This window comes from uncultured Peptoniphilus sp., assembly GCF_946998875.1.
In the GTDB taxonomy this organism is placed as follows: domain Bacteria; phylum Bacillota; class Clostridia; order Tissierellales; family Peptoniphilaceae; genus Peptoniphilus_A.
The window spans coordinates 40,145-58,932 of the sequence record NZ_CAMQAY010000007.1; the positions used below are offsets into that span (position 1 = coordinate 40,145).

The 18,788-nt window shown below is 30.6% G+C and carries 18 protein-coding genes; all 18 read right to left on the reverse strand.

The genetic code is table 11. From position 1 onward, the window contains the following. Window positions 1–15: 15 nt before the first annotated feature. Window positions 16–993 carry a hypothetical protein gene (locus Q0U74_RS03840; protein WP_297392783.1) on the reverse strand — a complete coding sequence of 326 codons (978 nt, stop codon included), beginning with the start codon at window positions 991–993 and terminating at the stop codon, window positions 16–18. Beyond that, window positions 986–1,804 (reverse strand): hypothetical protein, encoded by an 819-nt coding sequence (locus Q0U74_RS03845; protein WP_297392784.1) that lies wholly within the window; start codon window positions 1,802–1,804, stop codon window positions 986–988. Before Q0U74_RS03845 ends, Q0U74_RS03840 begins: the two co-directional genes overlap by 8 nt. A 7-nt stretch (window positions 1,805–1,811) precedes the next feature. Continuing rightward, window positions 1,812–2,234, reverse strand: a complete 423-nt coding sequence (locus Q0U74_RS03850) for a SoxR reducing system RseC family protein (RefSeq protein WP_297392785.1) — start codon at window positions 2,232–2,234, stop codon at window positions 1,812–1,814. Window positions 2,235–2,267: 33 nt separating this feature from the next. Next, on the reverse strand, window positions 2,268–4,061 hold the full coding sequence (aspS, locus tag Q0U74_RS03855; RefSeq protein ID WP_297392786.1) for an aspartate--tRNA ligase: 1,794 nt from the start codon (window positions 4,059–4,061) through the stop codon (window positions 2,268–2,270). A 146-nt stretch (window positions 4,062–4,207) separates the two neighbouring features. Beyond that, on the reverse strand, window positions 4,208–5,743 hold the full coding sequence (locus tag Q0U74_RS03860; protein ID WP_297392787.1) for a Mur ligase family protein: 1,536 nt from the start codon (window positions 5,741–5,743) through the stop codon (window positions 4,208–4,210). 2 nt (window positions 5,744–5,745) lie between these two features. Further along, the gene (gene hemZ, locus Q0U74_RS03865; protein ID WP_297392788.1) at window positions 5,746–7,074 is read right to left on the reverse strand and encodes a coproporphyrinogen dehydrogenase HemZ; all 1,329 of its coding nucleotides are present in this window, start codon (window positions 7,072–7,074) and stop codon (window positions 5,746–5,748) included. Further along, entirely contained in the window at window positions 7,071–7,697 is a 627-nt protein-coding gene (locus Q0U74_RS03870) for an MBL fold metallo-hydrolase (protein WP_297392789.1), read from the reverse strand. The genes hemZ and Q0U74_RS03870 overlap by 4 nt, the downstream gene beginning before the upstream one ends. Before the next feature lie 7 nt (window positions 7,698–7,704). Continuing rightward, the gene (gene dtd, locus Q0U74_RS03875; protein ID WP_297392790.1) at window positions 7,705–8,154 is read right to left on the reverse strand and encodes a D-aminoacyl-tRNA deacylase; all 450 of its coding nucleotides are present in this window, start codon (window positions 8,152–8,154) and stop codon (window positions 7,705–7,707) included. 4 nt (window positions 8,155–8,158) lie between these two features. Next, complete coding sequence (locus Q0U74_RS03880) at window positions 8,159–10,303, reverse strand: bifunctional (p)ppGpp synthetase/guanosine-3',5'-bis(diphosphate) 3'-pyrophosphohydrolase (RefSeq protein WP_297392791.1); 2,145 nt, start codon at window positions 10,301–10,303, stop codon at window positions 8,159–8,161. Then, a complete protein-coding gene (recJ, locus tag Q0U74_RS03885; RefSeq protein ID WP_297392792.1) occupies window positions 10,290–12,077 on the reverse strand; it encodes a single-stranded-DNA-specific exonuclease RecJ in 1,788 nt (595 codons plus the stop codon). The genes Q0U74_RS03880 and recJ overlap by 14 nt, the downstream gene beginning before the upstream one ends. 115 nt (window positions 12,078–12,192) lie before the next feature. Further along, the gene (scfB, locus tag Q0U74_RS03890; RefSeq protein ID WP_297392794.1) at window positions 12,193–13,545 is read right to left on the reverse strand and encodes a thioether cross-link-forming SCIFF peptide maturase; all 1,353 of its coding nucleotides are present in this window, start codon (window positions 13,543–13,545) and stop codon (window positions 12,193–12,195) included. Window positions 13,546–13,596: 51 nt separating this feature from the next. Beyond that, window positions 13,597–13,743 (reverse strand): six-cysteine ranthipeptide SCIFF, encoded by a 147-nt coding sequence (gene scfA, locus Q0U74_RS03895; protein ID WP_019107118.1) that lies wholly within the window; start codon window positions 13,741–13,743, stop codon window positions 13,597–13,599. Window positions 13,744–13,752: 9 nt separating this feature from the next. Next, on the reverse strand, window positions 13,753–14,052 hold the full coding sequence (gene yajC, locus Q0U74_RS03900; RefSeq protein ID WP_297392795.1) for a preprotein translocase subunit YajC: 300 nt from the start codon (window positions 14,050–14,052) through the stop codon (window positions 13,753–13,755). 68 nt (window positions 14,053–14,120) lie between these two features. Continuing rightward, window positions 14,121–15,233, reverse strand: a complete 1,113-nt coding sequence (gene tgt, locus Q0U74_RS03905; RefSeq protein ID WP_297392796.1) for a tRNA guanosine(34) transglycosylase Tgt — start codon at window positions 15,231–15,233, stop codon at window positions 14,121–14,123. A 5-nt stretch (window positions 15,234–15,238) separates the two neighbouring features. Further along, window positions 15,239–16,258, reverse strand: a complete 1,020-nt coding sequence (gene queA, locus Q0U74_RS03910) for a tRNA preQ1(34) S-adenosylmethionine ribosyltransferase-isomerase QueA (RefSeq protein WP_297392797.1) — start codon at window positions 16,256–16,258, stop codon at window positions 15,239–15,241. A 13-nt stretch (window positions 16,259–16,271) separates the two neighbouring features. After that, on the reverse strand, window positions 16,272–17,393 hold the full coding sequence (locus Q0U74_RS03915) for a SpoIID/LytB domain-containing protein (RefSeq protein WP_297392799.1): 1,122 nt from the start codon (window positions 17,391–17,393) through the stop codon (window positions 16,272–16,274). 1 nt (window position 17,394) lies between these two features. Beyond that, window positions 17,395–18,396, reverse strand: a complete 1,002-nt coding sequence (gene ruvB / locus Q0U74_RS03920; RefSeq protein WP_297392800.1) for a Holliday junction branch migration DNA helicase RuvB — start codon at window positions 18,394–18,396, stop codon at window positions 17,395–17,397. A gap of 4 nt (window positions 18,397–18,400) precedes the next feature. Next, the coding region (gene ruvA, locus Q0U74_RS03925) for a Holliday junction branch migration protein RuvA (RefSeq protein WP_297392802.1) at window positions 18,401–18,788 on the reverse strand (388 nt) is incomplete at its 5' end.

The window sequence follows — 18,788 nt, forward strand, 5'->3', positions numbered from 1 at the left end:
TCCTAAATAGAAGAGTTACTCTTTCTCTTCCGTCAAAGTATAAGTATCTCCACTTACTCTGTTGTAATAATTTACTGTAAGTTTGTTGTTTTCATTTTTTTCCATCATTAGGGTATCATCTAAAACATTTAATTTATTTACACCCTTTTCTGTCACAATATTAAAATTTTTTAAATAATCTACAGATGAATTTAAAATATCAATACAAAGGGCATTTAACAACCTAAAATTACTATTGTAGTCATCCTTTTCATTAGATGTTTGGCTTTTTAAATTTATATTTTTATCTGGACCCAATATTTTAATATTTTCCTTGTCGCCATAAATATTTTCGTAAACAGAAAAGAATTCTTCCTCTTCCTTTAAAATAGTTTCCTTTTCTTCTTTTAACTTTGAAACTTTTGAAGTGTCATTTAATAAAATGGACTTTAGCATGTAATTATCTCCATTAATTAAATAATCTATAATTCCAAGATTTTCATAGGCCTTTAAGTTATGCTTACTTATATTTCTATTTAAATCAAAATTATAGTAGGAATTTAAGAGAAACTCTATCATTAGAAGATTTGATTTAACATCATCTTCTGTTAAATTATCCTCAATAAAATTTCCCTTTAATGGCTTATAATCTTTTAGCTTTCCATTTTCTATATTGTAAAATTCATTAAAATTATTTTTGCGAAAGGAAATTAATGATTCACTAATCTCCGTATTCATGCTATCTATTTCGGGAGTCTTATCTTTAATAATGTGAAATTTATTTATTTCGCTATTTATTACATCTAATTTTGACTTTTTGCTGTTATTTTCTTGGCTCAAAGTTTTAAACTTATCTTCAGCCTTCTTCTTACTCTCTAAAAGAGCAGAATTTTCTCTTGATAAATTAAAATAAGAAGATCCCACAGTTCTTAAGTTAGAAAAGCCAAGAAAAGATAAAACAAAAGCAAGGGCAATAAAAATAATTGATATTGTAATTTTTTTATTTTTATTCATTTTTATCACTCTTTTCTAAAGCTTTTAAAATACCAAGATTTTTGTAGTAGGTTGAAATCTTTTCTTCCATAAATTTGTTCAAATAAATTAAATTTTCTGACTTTAAATTTCCAGTTTTATAGCCCTTTCTCTCAATTTCTTTATAAATATACAAAAGATTATTTACATCTGCATAAATTTCCGTAAGAGATGATTTCTCATTATTAATATAAGAATAAATATTTGAGCTGTAAATTGAAGCATAAAAAATTAAGGCATTGAGTTCTTTGGAATTTTTATTTAATTTTAAAATATTTTTGACAAATCCATTTGATTCTTCAACATAAGCCTTAATATTTAACTCATTATAAATATTTTTATGTTTGTCTAAATTTTCATCACTATAAAGATCTAGAAAATCATTAACAGATTTGTCATAGCCATCTTTTCCATAAATATCAGACTCGAAATAAGCTCCATAAGCCTTTAATCTTTCCTTAATTTCCGATACTATAGCTTTATTTTGATTTGTATAAACCTCTTTCAGCCTTTTTATTTCATCAGATTTATTTGATTCAAATTGATATCCATATTTTTCATAAAATTCTTGAGACTTTAAATTAAATTCAATTTCTAAGGAATCAATATCTTCTGTTATTGCCTTTGTCTTAATTTCAATTAAATTTATTTCTTCTCTAATTTTTTTATTCTCAGAAATAAGTTCTGATGAGTATTTTTTATTTGCAAGAGAGTAGATGAAAAAAATCAAAGACAAAATAAATAAGATAACTGAAAAAATATATAAGGCTTTATACCAGTTTTTACTAAACATTTCTCACCTACATTTTTTCGAGAAAAATAGCACCTTTATTTGTTTTATTAAATTTGTGATCTATTTCTTTTAATATAAAATGGGAGATAAGTAAAGAAAACACACCAATAATTAGTGATATTAAATCAATATTTCCCAGGGAAGTTTTACTCATAATAATATAGGAAATTGTAATTGTAGACATAAATAAAATTAAAGGAAGACCATATACTAAAAATTTATAAGAAAGTACAGACTTGTCCCTTGTTTTAATTTTTACAAGATCGCCAACATTGGCAGACACAGTATTTGGAAACTCGAAAAGCTCTCTCTCTGATTCAGCACATTTTGCACTACAAGATTCACAACTTTCTCCGCAAGCACTTTCTCTTGTAAATTCCACAAAGATTTTATTTTTATCCTTTGATCTAACAATTCCAATGTTTTCCATAATATCACCTTAATCTTTTTTTTTTTATTTTTTTTATTTTTCTTCTTCTTTTACTTTTTCTATAACTTTTACATGAACTTCTTCCAATTGTTTTTCTGAAAGTCTTGTTGGCGCACCAGTTAATAGACAAGTTGCTGCTTGAGTTTTTGGAAAAGCTATTACATCTCTAATGCTCTTGGCATTAGTAAATAGCATTACAAGTCTATCTAATCCATAAGCAAGTCCTCCATGTGGTGGTGCTCCATATTTAAAGGCTTCTAATAGGAATCCAAATTTTTCCTTAGCTTCTTCTTCAGAAAGTCCCAAAGCTTCAAACATCTTTTCTTGAATTTCTGGGTCATTAATTCTAATACTTCCTCCACCCATCTCATCGCCATTAATTACAATGTCATAGGCCTTTGCTCTTGCCTTTTCTTTATCAGTAGTAAGCTTATCTACATCTTCGTCTAGTGGGCTTGTGAAAGGATGGTGCATAGCCACATATCTTCCTTCTTCTTCGTCATATTCAAATAGAGGAAATTCAGTAATCCATGTAAGTTTATAATCACTTTCATCAATTAAATCCATGTCTTTTGCTATTTTGTTACGAAGATTTCCAAGACCACTGTAAACAACTGAGTTTTTATCGGCTAGAATCAAAATTAGATCGCCTTTCTTTGCATCAAAGGCCTTAATAATTTCATTCATTTTATCTTCAGACAAGAACTTTGCAATTGGAGAGTCAATTTCTTCGTCAACTCTTATCCAAGATAAGCCCATTGCCTTAAAATCTTTGACAAAGGATTCTAATTTTTTAACTTGCTTCTTTGAGTAAAATTCGCTTCCGCCGTCAACTTTAATTCCTCTGACACTTTTGCCCTTTTCTGTATTTCCTTCAAATACTTTAAATCCGCAGTCCTTGACAAGATGAGATATGTCGTGAAGTTCAATTCCAAATCTTAAATCCGGCTTATCTACTCCAAATCTATCCATTGCTTCAGCATATTTCATTCTCTTTATAGGAAGCTCAATATCTTTATTTAAAATTTCTTTAAATAGCCTTTGTAAGAATCTTTCATTTATTTCCATTACATCTTCTTCAGTTACAAAGCTAAGTTCCATATCTATTTGTGTAAATTCAGGTTGTCTATTTGCCCTTAAGTCTTCATCTCTAAAGCATTTTGTAATTTGGATGTACCTGTCAAGACCTGCAACCATTAAAAGTTGTTTCATAAGTTGTGGTGATTGAGGAAGGGCGTAAAATTCGCCAGGATTAACTCTACTTGGCACTAAATAGTCCCTCGCTCCTTCAGGAGTTGGCTTAGTTAACATTGGAGTTTCAACTTCAATAAATCCATTTTCATAGAAGAAGTCACGAGTGATTTTATAAATCTTTGAACGAATCATGAGATTTTTTTGCATACTTGGCTTTCTTAAATCTAAAGTTCTATATTTTAATCTCATGTTCTCAGAAACATTGTCATTGTCCTTTACATAAATTGGTGGTACTTCAGATTCGCTTAAAATTTTAAGTTCGCTAGCAAGAACTTCAACCCGTCCTGTTTCAAGTTCTTCATTTATTGAAGATCTCATGCGGACTTTTCCCCTTACAGCAATTACAAATTCTCCACGAAGATGTGATGCCTTTTCTAAAAGTTCATCAGAAGATGTGTCATCAAATACAATTTGTGCAATTCCACTTCTATCTCTAAGGTCAACGAAAATTATTGAGCCAAGGGATCTTTGTTTAGCAACCCAGCCCATTAATGTAACTTCTTTTGAAATCATTTCTTCTGAAATCTCATTACAATAATTACTTCTCTTGAGATTTCCCATTTTTTCAGCCATATTTCCTCCTAAAAATTAAACTCCAAGCCTCAAATGGTTTGGAGCTTATTCGTCAAAATATAAATAAACGATTAGCGATTTATTTTATTATTTATTTCCATAAAAACCTATTTTAATTATAAAACAAGGTTTCGTAAAATTCAACTTTAACAGATTCTACTGTCTATTCTGTGAGAAAATCCTTGGATATCTTTAACTTTATTTTCTCTTAAAAGTTTTCCCTTCACAAATTTTGCGCCCTTATCCATTCCCTGACAGCCTGCAAGTAAAAGTACATCTCCACTATTTAATAAATCAATGGAATTATTTACAGCTTCTTCTAAAGTGTCGAAAATTTTACATTCAATATTATTTTCACTTAAAATTTTCTTAAAAACCTTTAATTCATCTTCTGTGACTTTGTCTTTTTCCTTAACTATTTCCTTTGACAAAGTTGCAGACAAAGTTTTTGGTTTTAAAATTTTTATCCACTTTACAAGTCTTTCTGTAATCTCTCTATTGACTTCCACTCCTCTATGTCCTCTTATGGCATATAAAATATTTAAGTTTTTGTATTTCATCATCTTGAGAGTTTCCATTGTTGCATCAATATTTTTTTCATTGGCAAAATGGTCGTCTAAAATTTTAAAATCTTCATCAAAAATAAGTTCAAATCTTCTCTCTACACCATTGAAATTTTTTAAAGCCCTTGTAATAACATCTTTTTCAATATTAAGACATAAGGCAACAATAATAGCAACTACAGAATTCATAACTGAGGAATAACCTACAGAGCCAAGCTCAACTTTGAAGTTAGACTTTTTTATTGTAAAATCTTTTAATTTTACATCTCTATTTATATTAAAAATAAATTTTCCCTTGCCCGTAGCTAAATCTAAATTAGAAATCCCAAAATCTGCTTCATCATTTTCCAATGAGAAAGATAAAACTTTAGCCTCTGTTTTTTCTTTTAGAGAATAAATCATCTCATCATCGGCATTTAAAATTGCAAGAGCTTCTTTTTTGGCATGCCTTATAAGTCTTGATTTGTAGTGAAAATATTTTTCAAAACTTCCATGTTGGTCGATGTGTTCTCTGCCAAGATTGTTAAAGGTAACAATATCAAAATCAATATTTTTGTCTCTAAAAAGTTCTTGGGCTGAAGAAGAGACTTCCATAGTAACATCTGTAATATTATTATCTGCCATATCCCTAAAATATGACTGCAAAGTAAGAGACTCTGGTGTAGTAAGTTCTGATGGAATCTTTACATCCTTATACCTAGTTAGAACTGTGCCTATTATACCAGTTTCCCTTTTGTCTTCTCTTAAAATTGAATCAACCATAAAGGCAGTAGTTGTCTTTCCATTTGTAGCTGTAATTCCAATTACATTCATTTCCCTTGATGGATTTTTATAAAAATTTGCAGCCATATCAGCAAGTGCAATTCTAGAATTAGGAACTTTTATTTGTTTTATTTCTACATCCACAAAATCTTCCACAACAGCAAGTTCTGCTCCAAGCTCACTAGCTTTTTTTATAAACTTATGTCCATCAGTTACATAACCTTTTATTGCAACAAAAATAGCGCCTTCTACTACATCCCTAGTGTGGAAGGCGATTTTTTTTATTTCTTTATTTTCATCAATGTTAAAGTTTGTTTGGATAATATTTATATTTTTTAAAATTTCACTTAATTTCAAAATTATCTCCTCTTTATAAAATCTTCAAGATTTTTAGAATTAATATTTCTCTTAAATTTCCCCTGTGAATCTAAAATTTTTGTGCTTGCTCCAAGGCCAAATCCAATAATATTTTCAAGCTCTTCCATCATGACAATATTATAAATAGAAGAATATCCTTTTTTTGCATAGCCAATATTTTCTGAACTTATAACAGATTTTTTCTGCCTATAAAGGTAATAGGGCTCATAATTTGAACCAAGCATTAATTCTTTGGATTCTTCAATGAGATCACTATAATCTTCTTCGTTAAAATAAGAATTTTCAAATAGTTTTGAGCCATTTTTTAGTGCCAAAGTGTGTAGGGTAATATTTTCAGGCGAGAACTCAAGAGCTTTTTTTATTGAATTTAAAATACTTTCTTTACTTTCACCAGGAAGCCCCATTATTAAATCCATATTTATTATATCAAAACCAATTTCTCTCGCTTTATAAAACCAATAGCTAAAATTTTCATTTGATACCCTATTTAACTTACTTATGACGTCTTCATTAAAGCTCTGTGGATTTAAACTAATTCTATTTACTCCCCTAGTCTTTAGCATTTTTAAAATCTCTATACTAAGGCTATCTATCCTTCCACATTCAACAGTAAATTCCCTTGCGCTACTAAATTTTTCTAAGACAGCATCAATAATTTTCTCTAAATTTTCTTTTCCTATTGCTGTTGGCGTCCCCCCGCCAATATAAATTGAATTTGGCTTTTTAGAAAAATTTAACTCATAAGATTTTATGTCATCAATTAAATTTTTAGTGTAAGCATCCATTTTTTCTTTATTTTCAATTGTTGTATCAAAGGAGCAATAAAGGCATCTACTTGGACAGAAAGGAATGTGTACATAGACATTGTAATTATTTATATTTGAACTTTTACGAAGACTTTCTTGATTTTTATAAATTCTATATAAAAAATCTGCGTCACATTTATTTATCCTGTATTTATCAAATAATATTTTAAATGAATCTTCGTAGGTATTAAATTCAAAAACTTTTGAGAGAAGCTTTAAGGGTCTAACTCCTGTTAATATTCCAAAGCTAGAATCAAAATTTTTGTGATTTGAAAATAAATCAAAGAGGTATCTGTTTATAACAAAGTGAGGCTTGTCATTTTTTATATCAAGCCTTGCACTTTTATTTATTTTCTCTCCAAAAATTTCAAGAAAAATAAATTCATCAAGAACTTTGATTTTTATGTTAAAAGCTAACTTTTTATAATCTTTAGGAAGTTTCATCCTAAAAAATTCAAAGATAGATTTTTTTAAGGCTTCATTTTCACATTCAATTACTATCATAATCTTCTTAAATATGGGTTTGACATCTTTTCGTAGCTCATTTGTGATTCTGGACCATGACCTGATAAAACATAAATATCATCATCAAGTTCTTTTAATCTCTTAAGTGATTCCATCATAAGTGTGTTATCTGATTCAGGAAAGTCAGTTCTTCCAATAGAGCCGTTAAATAAGGTATCGCCTGCAAATAAATAATCTTTGAATAAATAACAAACTGAACCTATAGTATGTCCTGGACTTGCTATTACCTTAATTTTATCATCTGAGAAAGGAATTTCGTCTCCATCTTTTACAAAAACATCTACCTTGGCAGCTTCAATTTGTAGACCAAAGGCTGATTCTCTGACTTCTCTTGGATTTTCCAAGAACTCTCTGTCATTTTTATGAAGATATACCGGAGCCTTAAATTTTTTCTTTAAAGCAGCAACTGCACCAACATGATCAAAGTGACCATGAGTTAAGAGAATATATTTAACATTCAAATTATTTCTTTCAATTGCTTCAATAATATTTTCACTTGAACCACCTGGGTCAACTACAAAGGCATCTTTATTTTCGTCAAAGAGAATAAAACAATTTTCTTGTAATTCTCCCACAACTAGTTTCATAATTTTATATTGCATAATTCACCTAAAATTCCTTACTTGAATCCAATAAAATTGTAACAGGTCCGTCATTAATAAGTTCCACATCCATGTCAGCACCATATTCGCCGTGAGAAACTTTTACATTAAGTTTTTCAAGTTCTTCTATAAACTTTTCATATAAAAGAATTCCTTGGTCAAATTTTGCAGAACGAATATAAGAAGGTCTGTTACCCTTTCTTGCATCTCCATATAGAGTAAATTGACTGACAACAAGGACTTCTAAACCGTAGTCAAGAAGTGATTTATTCATTACTCCCTTTTCGTCGTCAAAAATTCTAAGTTTTGTTACTTTATTTAAGATGTAATCTAAATCACTTTCATCATCATTTACTTCAACTCCAAGGAGCACCATTAATCCCTTATCTATCTTTGAAATAACTTTTCCATCAACAGATACGCTGGACCTCTTAACTCTTTGAACTACTGCTCGCATTTTATCACGCCTTTACTCTATATACCTCGAGAACATTGTTAATTCTCTTTAGTTTTTCCATTAATCTTTCAAGTTCTTCACTATTAGTGATTTCTACAGTTATATCAATTACAGCATCTCCATTTTTTACAACTTTGGCATTTAAATAGGAAATACTTAACCTTGAATCATTTACTCTATTTGCAATGTCTCCGATAACATTCGGTTTATCAAAAGCTCTAATTTCAATTGATGCGCTATAACTTGTTGCATAACTACTTTGCCATTTAACTTCCACAAGTCTTGAAGGGTCCACATTGTTTTGCATATTTTTGCAGTCTTTTCTGTGAACAGATATACCTCTTCCTATAGTGATATATCCCACAATGTCGTCACCTGGAACCGGTGTACAGCATTTTGCAATTCTTACATTGACTCCATCAACGCCCTTAACTTCTATACCTTGATTGTTAAATCTTTTCCTTGATTGAACAATTTCTTCAATATCTTTTTCGTCTTTTTTATAAAATTTATTATAAATATCAACTAATTTGACAGTAACCTGTGCTGTTGTTATTGTTCCAAAGCCAACTGCAGCATACATTTCATCTAGTGTCTGCATATTTAGTTTATTCTTAACTTCTTCTAGCCAATCATCGCGCAAAATTTTATGGACTTCATATCCCAATTTTTTAACTTCTTTTTCAATGGCATCTCTTCCTCTTTCAATATTTTTTTCTTTATCTTTAACCTTAAAATATTGAGAGATCTTCTTGCGGGCTTGAGGGCTTTTTACGATTTTAAGCCAATCAAGAGATGGACTAGTATTTGGATTTGTTATTACATCGACTATATTTCCACTTTGAAGAGTGTAATTAAGGGGCACAATTCTTCCATTTACCTTTGCACCTACACAAGTATTACCAACTTGAGAGTGAATTCTATAGGCAAAGTCAATTGGTGTTGAGCCTTCAGGTAGATTTATAACATCTCCCCTTGGTGTAAAGACAAAAACTTCATCGGCAAAAAAGTCAATCTTTAGTGTATCCATAAAGTCGCCAGGATCATTTAAATCTTTTTGCCATTCCAAAAGTTGTCTTAGCCAAGTTAAATTTTCATCAAAGGCAGTTTCCTTTGTTACACCAGCCTTATATTTCCAGTGAGCGGCAATACCATATTCAGCAGTTTGATGCATTTCATAAGTTCTAATTTGAACTTCAAAAGTTTCTCCATTGTTGTCAATAACAGTGGTGTGCAGAGATTGATACTTATTAGGCTTAGGCATTGCTATATAATCTTTAAATCTACCTGGAATAGGTTTAAAAAGTGTATGAACTACACCAAGTGCACCGTAACAATCCTTTACAGAATGAGTTAAAATTCTTACAGCAGATAAATCGTAAATTTCATCAAAGACCTTTCCCTTTTTCTTCATTTTTTTATAAATGGAATAAAAATTCTTTGGTCTTCCCTTGATTTCACATTCGATGCCAACTTTTTTTAAGTTTTCTTCAAGCTCAGCAATAATGTGGTTGATGAGGTCTTCTCTTTCATTTCTTCTCTTATTTACCATTTCAACGAGTTCATAATAGCCTTCTTCATCTAGGTATCTAAGAGACAAGTCTTCTAGCTCCCACTTAACTCTACTCATACCAAGTCTATCAGCAATTGGGGCGTAGATTTCAACTGTTTCTGTTGCTTTTTCAATTTTTTTAGCATCAGTCATGTACTCAAGAGTTCTCATATTGTGAAGTCTATCGGCAAGTTTAACTATTATTACTCTAATGTCCTTTGCCATGGCAAGAACCATTTTTCTAATATTTTCAGCTTGCTTTTCTTCTTTGTTTTTATAATTTAATTTTTTTAACTTAGTTACACCATTAACTAAATCGGCAATTTCTTGACCAAATAAATTTTTTATGTCCTCTAGAGTTACATCTGTATCTTCTACTACATCGTGAAGAAGTCCTGCTACAATGGTAGCAGTATCCATATTCATTTCAGCAAGAATTAAACTTACATTTAAAGGATGGATTATATAATCTTCTCCTGAATTTCTCTTTTGACCCTTATGATGCTCTTCAGCAAATTTATAAGCTCGATTTATCATGTCAAAATCTGCATTTTCATTATAAGATTTTACTTTTTCAATTAATTTATCTATTAACATTTTTCTCACCTGAAATTCTATAGGATTTAATCTTTAATTGGATGGAGACATTTCCATTAAATTTATTAAGCTCCAAATTAAAAATTATATCTATAAAAATATTTGATGGCCTACCTTGAAGTAGTGCCATTACCTCTTCTCTTCCATAATATTCTGCAAGCTTATTTAAAAATATTTCAGAATCTTCAAATAAGGTTGCTGTGTAATTTAACTTATCTTGAGATAAAGTCATTTTTAAAAAGTTTTTATTTTTTCCCAAGATATTTAATGTATTTATTTTTAAATTTTTAGCACCAAATTTGGGAGCAGAATTTCCATTGCCAAAGGGCGCAAGATTTTCAAGTTCCTTAACTAAATTCATGCTAATATACTTTAGTTCTAAATTTCCATCTATATAAATTTTTCTAATTAAATCTTCTTCTGTCAAATTTTCCTTTTCATCAACATCTTTAATGAAATCCTTTAAATTTTCAAGAGAAAGTGAAAGCCCACAAGCCATTTTATGTCCGCCAAAGGCATCTAAATATATTTTTGACTTTGAAAATTCTTTAAACATATTATATTCTTCAATGCTTCTTCCTGAGCCTTTAATTAAGTCTTTTGAATCGCTTAATACAACTGTTGGTCTGTAATATTTTTCCTTAATCTTTCCTGCAACTATGCCAAGAATAGATTCATTAAGTCCTTCTTCATAAATTATTAAAACCTTATGCTTTTCTAAAAGATTTTCACGATTAATTTTCTCATCTATGATATTAAAGGCATCTTGTGTCAGCTTTTGCCTTTCATAGTTAAGCTCTCTTAGCTTTTTAGCTTTATCAAGAGCCTCATTATAATCTTTTTCTAGTAATAATTCCAATGCGTACTTAGCTGATTCAAGCCTTCCACTGGAGTTTATTGTAGGCCCAATAATAAATCCTAAATGATATACATCTATTTCAGCTTTTTTGATGTCAGATGCTTCAAAAAGTGCATTAAGTCCAAGGTGCTTTGTCTCTCTTAAATATTTTAAACCTTGTGAGACTATAATTCTATTTTCATTTTTAAGTGGCATTACATCACAAACTGTGGCAATGGCTGCAAAGGGCAAAAAGTTTTCGTAGAACTCATCTTTATCCACGCCCTTAATTAAAAATAAATATTCAATCAATTTGAAAGCAACTACTGCACCACAAATTTCTTCAAAGGGATAAGAGCAGGAACTTTGTTTTGGGTCAATAACAGCATTTGCATGAGGTATTAATTCCATTTCTTTGTCATTTTGGGTTATCTTAGGCACCTCGTGGTGGTCAGTTATAATAATATCTATTCCCTTAGATTTTGCATATAGGACAGCATCTCTTGCAGCAATTCCGTTGTCGCAAGTAATAATTAGATTTACTCCATCATCTTTTGCCCTAGCAATTAAATTATTATTTATTCCATAGCCATCTTCTACCCTATGAGGAATGTCGTAGGATACGTTAGCTCCAATTCTTAGAAGACCAGAATACAAAATATAAGTAGAAGTTACTCCGTCGACATCATAGTCCCCTATAATTCTAATTTTATTTTTCTTAGCCAGATGACTTAAAATTAAATTTGAAGCCTTTACCATGTCCTTCAAAAGTATTGGTGAATTTAAATTTGAAAGCTCAGGTTTCAAAAAACTTTTTATTTCCTCTTCGCTATTAACTTCTCTATTAAGTAAAATTTTATATATAACATTATTAATGCCCAGTTTTTTGTATTCAATTCCTGGGTCACTCTTATTTTTAATAAACCATCTTTCCATTTAATCACCACTTCATATAAAGTTTATTATATCAAAAATTGTCATTAAGGTAAAACTATTATGTATTTATAAAATATACAAAAAAAGAACCCCGAAGGGTTCATAAACTTTAAAATTATTCTTCATTTGCAAGAACTGAAATAGCGCATTCAATTCTTTTCTTTTCCATGGCACAGCCAACTTTGTAAGGTTTATTGATGTCCTTATTGCTGTAATAGGCATTGGCATGACATCCACCTGAGCAATAGTATCTTGCCCAGCAGGATGGACAATCTTCATTAGTGTAGACATTGGAATTTTTAAATTTGTCTCTAAGAGTAGTGTTTAAAATTCCATCATCAACATTTCCAAGTAAAAATTCTTCTTCGCCAACAAATTGGTGACAAGGATAAATTTCCCCTTGTGGAGTGATAGCTACATATTCAGAGCCTGCACCACAGCCCACAGTTCTCTTAACTATGCAAGGTCCTTGTGACAAGTCGATTATAAAGTGGAAGAAAGAAAAGTCCTTGTCCTTTTTTCTAATTTCGATGTAGTCTTTACTCATCTTTTCGTATTCACTTAAAATTTTATCTAAATGTTCTTCTCTAATGGCATAAGGCTCTCTTTCATCAGTTACAACTGGTTCAATAGAAGTCTTTTTAAATCCATGAGAATAGAAATCCTTTAAGTCTTCAGAGAAATCTAAATTTTCATTTGTAAAAGTTCCTCTAATAAAGTAATCCTTGTCTCCTCTTTTGTCGATAAGTTCCTTAAATTTTGGAACTATTACATCATAGGATCCCTTGCCATTTATTGTTGGGCGCATCTCATTGTTGATTTCTTTTCTTCCATCAATTGAAAGAACAACATTGTCCATGTTTTCGTTGATAAAATCTTCAATTTCTTTATTTAAAAGCATTCCATTTGTTGTAATTGTAAATCTAAAGTGCTTATCATATTTCTTTTCTTCTTCTCTTCCATAGGCAACGAGTTTCTTTACAAGGTCAAAATTCATTAGAGGCTCGCCACCAAAGAAGTCAACTTCAAGATTTTTTCTATTGCCAGAATTTTTTAAAATAAAGTCTAAGGCTTTCTTTCCAGTTTCAAAGGACATTAAACTTCTGTCGCCCTTGAAGTCTCCTTGAGAAGCAAAACAATACTTACATCTCAAATTACAATCGTGAGCTACATGAAGGCAAAGAGCTTTAACAACATTTTCTGGATTATACTTTGGAAGTTTAAAATGTTCATCTTCAGAAAATAATAAACCTTCCTTAGTTAAATAGTCTATTTCCTCATAAGCTTCAATAGCATCTTCTTTATTATAAAGTTTTGAAAATTTATCTATAATTTCTTCCTTTGATAATTTTTCATAAAAATCAATCATTTCATAAACAATTTTTTCAACAACATGAACTGATCCGCTGGCAATATCAAGGACAATGTATCTGTTGTTTAAATAAAATTTGTGAATTCTTTCTACCATCTTTACTCCTTTACATCCCTTAACAAAAATAAAAGCAAGGTTTCCCTTGCCTTAGTTTTCAGAATTTTCGCATTTTTGATTTCCAACTGTGCAGCTAGTCTTGCAAGCTGATTGACAAGATGTTTGGCATTCACCACATCCGCCTTTTTCATAAGTTTTCTTTAGGTTTTTCTTTGTAAGTGTCTTAATGTGTTTCATAGTATTCTCCTATTCTTCTTCTGTTTCTTTAAGTTCAGTATTCTTTTTATAAGTACCGTTAATTCCCCACTTCATGATTTCAATTTTTGAATTGTCAGATGAAGTTTCAATAACTAAGTAATCTTCCTTTACAAGGACAATTTTTCCAATTATCCCGCCGATTGTTATTATTTTATCGCCCACTTTTAAGTTTTCGCGCATTTCATTTACTTCATTTGCTTTTTTCTTTTGTGGTCTTATTATTAAAAAATAAAAAACAACAAACATCAATATTAAAGGAACAAAATTTATTAGTGCATTTTTATCCATTATTAACCCCTTTCTTCTAAATTATTAATAATTATATTATACATTTAATCCCATAACTTAACAAGAAATTATTTGTATCCATATTTTTTGTAAAAATCATTTTTATATTCTAAGAAATAATCGCCCTTAATGGATTCTCTTATGTTTTTCATCATATCTAATAAAAAATATAAATTGTGAATAGTTGCAAGTCTCATTCCAAGGATTTCATCAACATTAAATAAGTGTCTAATATAGGCCTTAGAAAAATTTCTACAAGTGTAGCAATGGCAGTCTTCATCAAGTGATGAAAAGTCATCTTTATATACTGCATTCTTAATGGCAATTCTTCCCTTGTGAGTTAAGACAGTTCCATTTCTCGCAATTCTAGTTGGAAGAACGCAATCAGCCATGTCAACGCCTCTTTCAACAGCTTCAAATAAATAGTCAGGACTACCAACTCCCATTAAATATCTCGGTTTATTTTCTGGCATAAAGTCTGTTGTATAATCCAAAATATCATTCATTAAATCAATTGGCTCGCCAACTGACAGACCTCCAATAGAATAACCCTTAAAGTCCATATCAACCATTTCTTTAGCTGAAATTTCTCTTAAATCTTTATACATTCCACCTTGAATTATTCCAAAAAGTGTTTGATTATCTATATTTTTGTGATGATCTTTACATCTTTCTGCCCATCTAAGAGTTCTTCTCATAGAATTATCAATATATTCATGACTTGCAGGATAAGGTGCACATTCATCAAAAGCCATAATTATATCTGAGCCCAAAACATTTTGAATATCAATAGATTTTTCTGGTGATATAAACATTTTGCTGCCATCTATGTGGCTTCTAAAATGAACTCCTTCTTCAGTTATTTTTCTATTATCTGATAGGGAAAAAACTTGAAAGCCGCCTGAATCTGTAAGAATTGGCTTGTCCCAATTCATAAACTTGTGAAGTCCGCCAGCCTTTTCTATGATATCAGTTCCTGGTCTTAAAAATAAATGATAAGTATTTGAAAGAATAATTTGTGAGCCTATTTTTTTTAGCTCATCAGGAGTCATAGTCTTAACTGTTGCCCTTGTGCCAACTGGCATAAATATTGGTGTCTCTATTTCTCCATGATTAGTTGTGATTTTGCCAAGTCTAGCCTTTGAATCCTTAGCAGTTTTTAATAGTTCAAATTTAAACATAAAACCTACCTTATAAACATTGCATCGCCAAAGCTGAAGAATCTGTATCTTTCTTTTACAGCTTCCTTGTATGCCTTTAAAATAATTTCTCTTGTGGAAAGTGAAGACACTAGCATTAAAAGTGTTGATTCTGGCAAGTGAAAATTAGTTATAAGAGCATCTATGCACTTAAACTTGTAGGGTGGATAAATAAATATATTTGTAAATCCACTTTTTTCACACACTCTTCCACTTTCATTTGCAATGGATTCAACAGTTCTTACACTTGTAGTTCCAACAGCAATTACTCTACTTCTTCTATCCTTTGCAGCATTAATTTTATCTGCAACTTCCTTAGTCATGATGTAAAATTCAGAGTGCATTTCATGTTCATCAATATTTTCAACTTTAACTGGTCTAAAAGTTCCAATACCAACATGAAGTGTGATGTAACAAATTTCTACGCCCTTGTCCTTTACTTTTTGAAGAAGTTCCTTAGTAAAGTGAAGACCTGCTGTTGGCGCAGCAGCTGAACCTTCTTCTCTAGCATATACAGTTTGGTATCTATTTTTATCTTCTAACTTTTCTGTAATATATGGTGGAAGTGGCATTTCACCAAGTTCATCTAAGATTTCTTCAAAAATTCCTTCATAATCAAATTTTAGAAATCTGGATCCATCTTCTGAAATATCAACAACTTCAGCTGATAATTTGTCGCTGAAAATTATTTTAGTCCCTATTTGTGCTTTTTTTCCTGGCTTAGATAAACATTCCCAGGTGTCGCCCTTGTGATTTAAAAGAAGAAATTCAATTTTTTCTTCTTTTCCTTCCCTATGTCCAAAAATTCGTGCAGGCATTACCTTGGTATCATTTAATACAAGTACATCCCCTTCTTTGAGATAGTCTACAATATCATAAAAATGTTTATGCTCCATTTCTCCAGTCTTTTTGTCTAGTACAAGAAGTCTTGAGTGGTCTCTTTTTTCTGTTGGATGTTGTGCTATTAATTCCTTAGGTAAGTCGTAATAAAAATCTTTTGTTTTCATTTTTGCCTTTCTGTTATTTTATTTTTTCGATATTTGTGCCTGGGAAATAAAATCCAATTATATCCTTATAATTATTTCCTTTTTTTGCCATTTCAACAGCACCATATTGGCTCATGCCAACGCCATGTCCATAGCCCTTTCCTTTTATAGTTACTTTATTATCTTCACACTCAATATCAAATAGTGTTGATTTAATTATTGTATTTCCAATTTTTTTTCTAAAGTCTTTGGCTTTTAAAGTAACATCACCCTTAGAAGTATTAAAGTTAATATTATTTACTCTTTTTGAAGAATTCAATGTGTCTATATTTACACCAATAATATCACTTATATTTAATTTCTTTAAGTCACTGTCCTTTAAAGTATAATTCCATGGGTGAGTTGAATAAGGATCTTCCTTTGAAATTAAGTATGGAACATCATTTCCTCCCCAAGCTTCTGATGAAGAAACAGTATATCCGCCTGAAGAAGCGCAGAAAATTGTCTCAGCAATTTTCCCATCATACTTAATAACTTCTCCTAAAGTAGTTTCTACAGCTTTATCAGTAGATTTTTCTTCTACATCTTTTCCATAATAAACTTGAGAATTTGTTGTGTCATCAAGGTTGTAACCCTTTTTTATATATTTGTTGAAATTATTTATGGCAAAGGACCTAGAACAAAGAGCTTGTGCCTTTAAAGATTCCATTGGAAATTCTGGACTCATTTCCTTAGGTAAAACACCTCTTAAATAATCGTCTAATTGAACATTATTTATTATGTCTAATTTTCCATTATTAACTCTAAAGGAAATTGAGCCTCTATAATTTCTTTTTATTTTATCAACATAAATTGGAGAATCAGAGCTAATTAAAAAAGCACCATCTTGTGGGAAATTTGCAAGTTTAAAATTCTTACCTTTTACATTGATATTTTTCCCGTCAAACATTACTTCTATTTCTTTGTTATTTGTACTATTTATAACTTCATTATCTGAAGTAATAATATTTAAATTGGTCTTTGATTTTAACTTTAAATTTTCCTTTGAATTTACAGATTTTCCAACTTTAATATCAATTCTGTCGTAACTTTCCTTTGCAAAAATGCTAGTTGGCAATAAGATTAAAAATATGGCTAACAATAAAATTTTTTTCATTTCAATCACCCTTGTATTCGATTCCAAAATGGTCATAAGCTCTTTTGGTAGCAACTCTTCCTCTAGGCGTTCTCATAATAAAACCTATTTGCATTAAATAAGGTTCATATACATCTTCTACTGTTCCCTTGTCTTCCCCAATAGCAGCAGAAATGGCGTCAATACCAACAGGTCTACCATAAAACTTTTCAATCATAGTAAGAATTATTCTCCTGTCAATATTATCAAGTCCATATTTGTCGATTTCTAAGAGGTTTAAACCCTTAATTGCCACTTTTGTAGTTATTACGCCCTCTTCTTTAACTTCAGCGTAATCTCTTACTCTCTTTAAAAGTCTATTGGCAATTCTAGGAGTTCCACGAGACCTCTTTGCAATTTCCATTGCTCCTTCTTCTTCTATTGGTATATTTAAAATCTTTGCAGATCTCATAATAATTTCCACTAAAGATTTTGTGTCATATAAATCTAATTTTAACATCACACCAAATCTATCTCTAAGAGGTGATGTGAGCATTCCTGCCCTTGTAGTTGCACCTATTAATGTAAAGGGTGCAAGGTCAAGCCTAATGGATCTAGCAGAAGGACCCTTTCCTATAATTATGTCAAGGGCATGATCCTCCATGGCAGGATAAAGAATTTCCTCTACAGATTTATTTAGTCTGTGAATTTCATCTATAAATAGGACATCGTCATTATTTAAATTTGTAAGTATACTGGCAAGATCCCCTTGCTTTTCTATGGCTGGACCAGATGTAACTTTTAAGTTTACACCCATTTCATTGGCTATAATTCCAGCTAAAGTAGTTTTACCAAGACCAGGTGGTCCACTTAATAGTGTGTGATCAAGTGGTTCAGATCTATTTTTCGCAGCTTCAATAAAAATTTTTAAATTATCTACAACTTTTTCTTGACCTATATATTCACTTAACCACTTTGGTCTAAGGCTAATTTCTTTTGTATCGCCATCAATAAAGGCTGGCTCTACTAGTCTATTTTTATCCATTATATCAACCCATTAATTTTAATGCTTCTCTAATACGCTCAGATATATCTAGTGAAGCATCAATTTTTTCCAGCGATTTCTTTGCGTCATATACATTATAACCCAATGAGATAAGTGCCTCAAATGCTGGATCATCATTTTCATCAAATAAAGGACTTTCCTCTGTAGTAAAATCTAAATCTAGGTTTAATTTTTCCACTTTATCTTTTAACTCAAGAATAATTCTTTGTGCGGTTTTTTTGCCAACACCTGGGAGTTTTGTAAGAGACTTTTCATCCTTTGACAAAATATATTTTGCAATATTAGATACATCGTCTCCTTCTAATATTCCCATGGCAAGCTTAGGTCCTATTCCCGTTACACTAGTTAATAGGTCAAAGGCATTTCTAGTT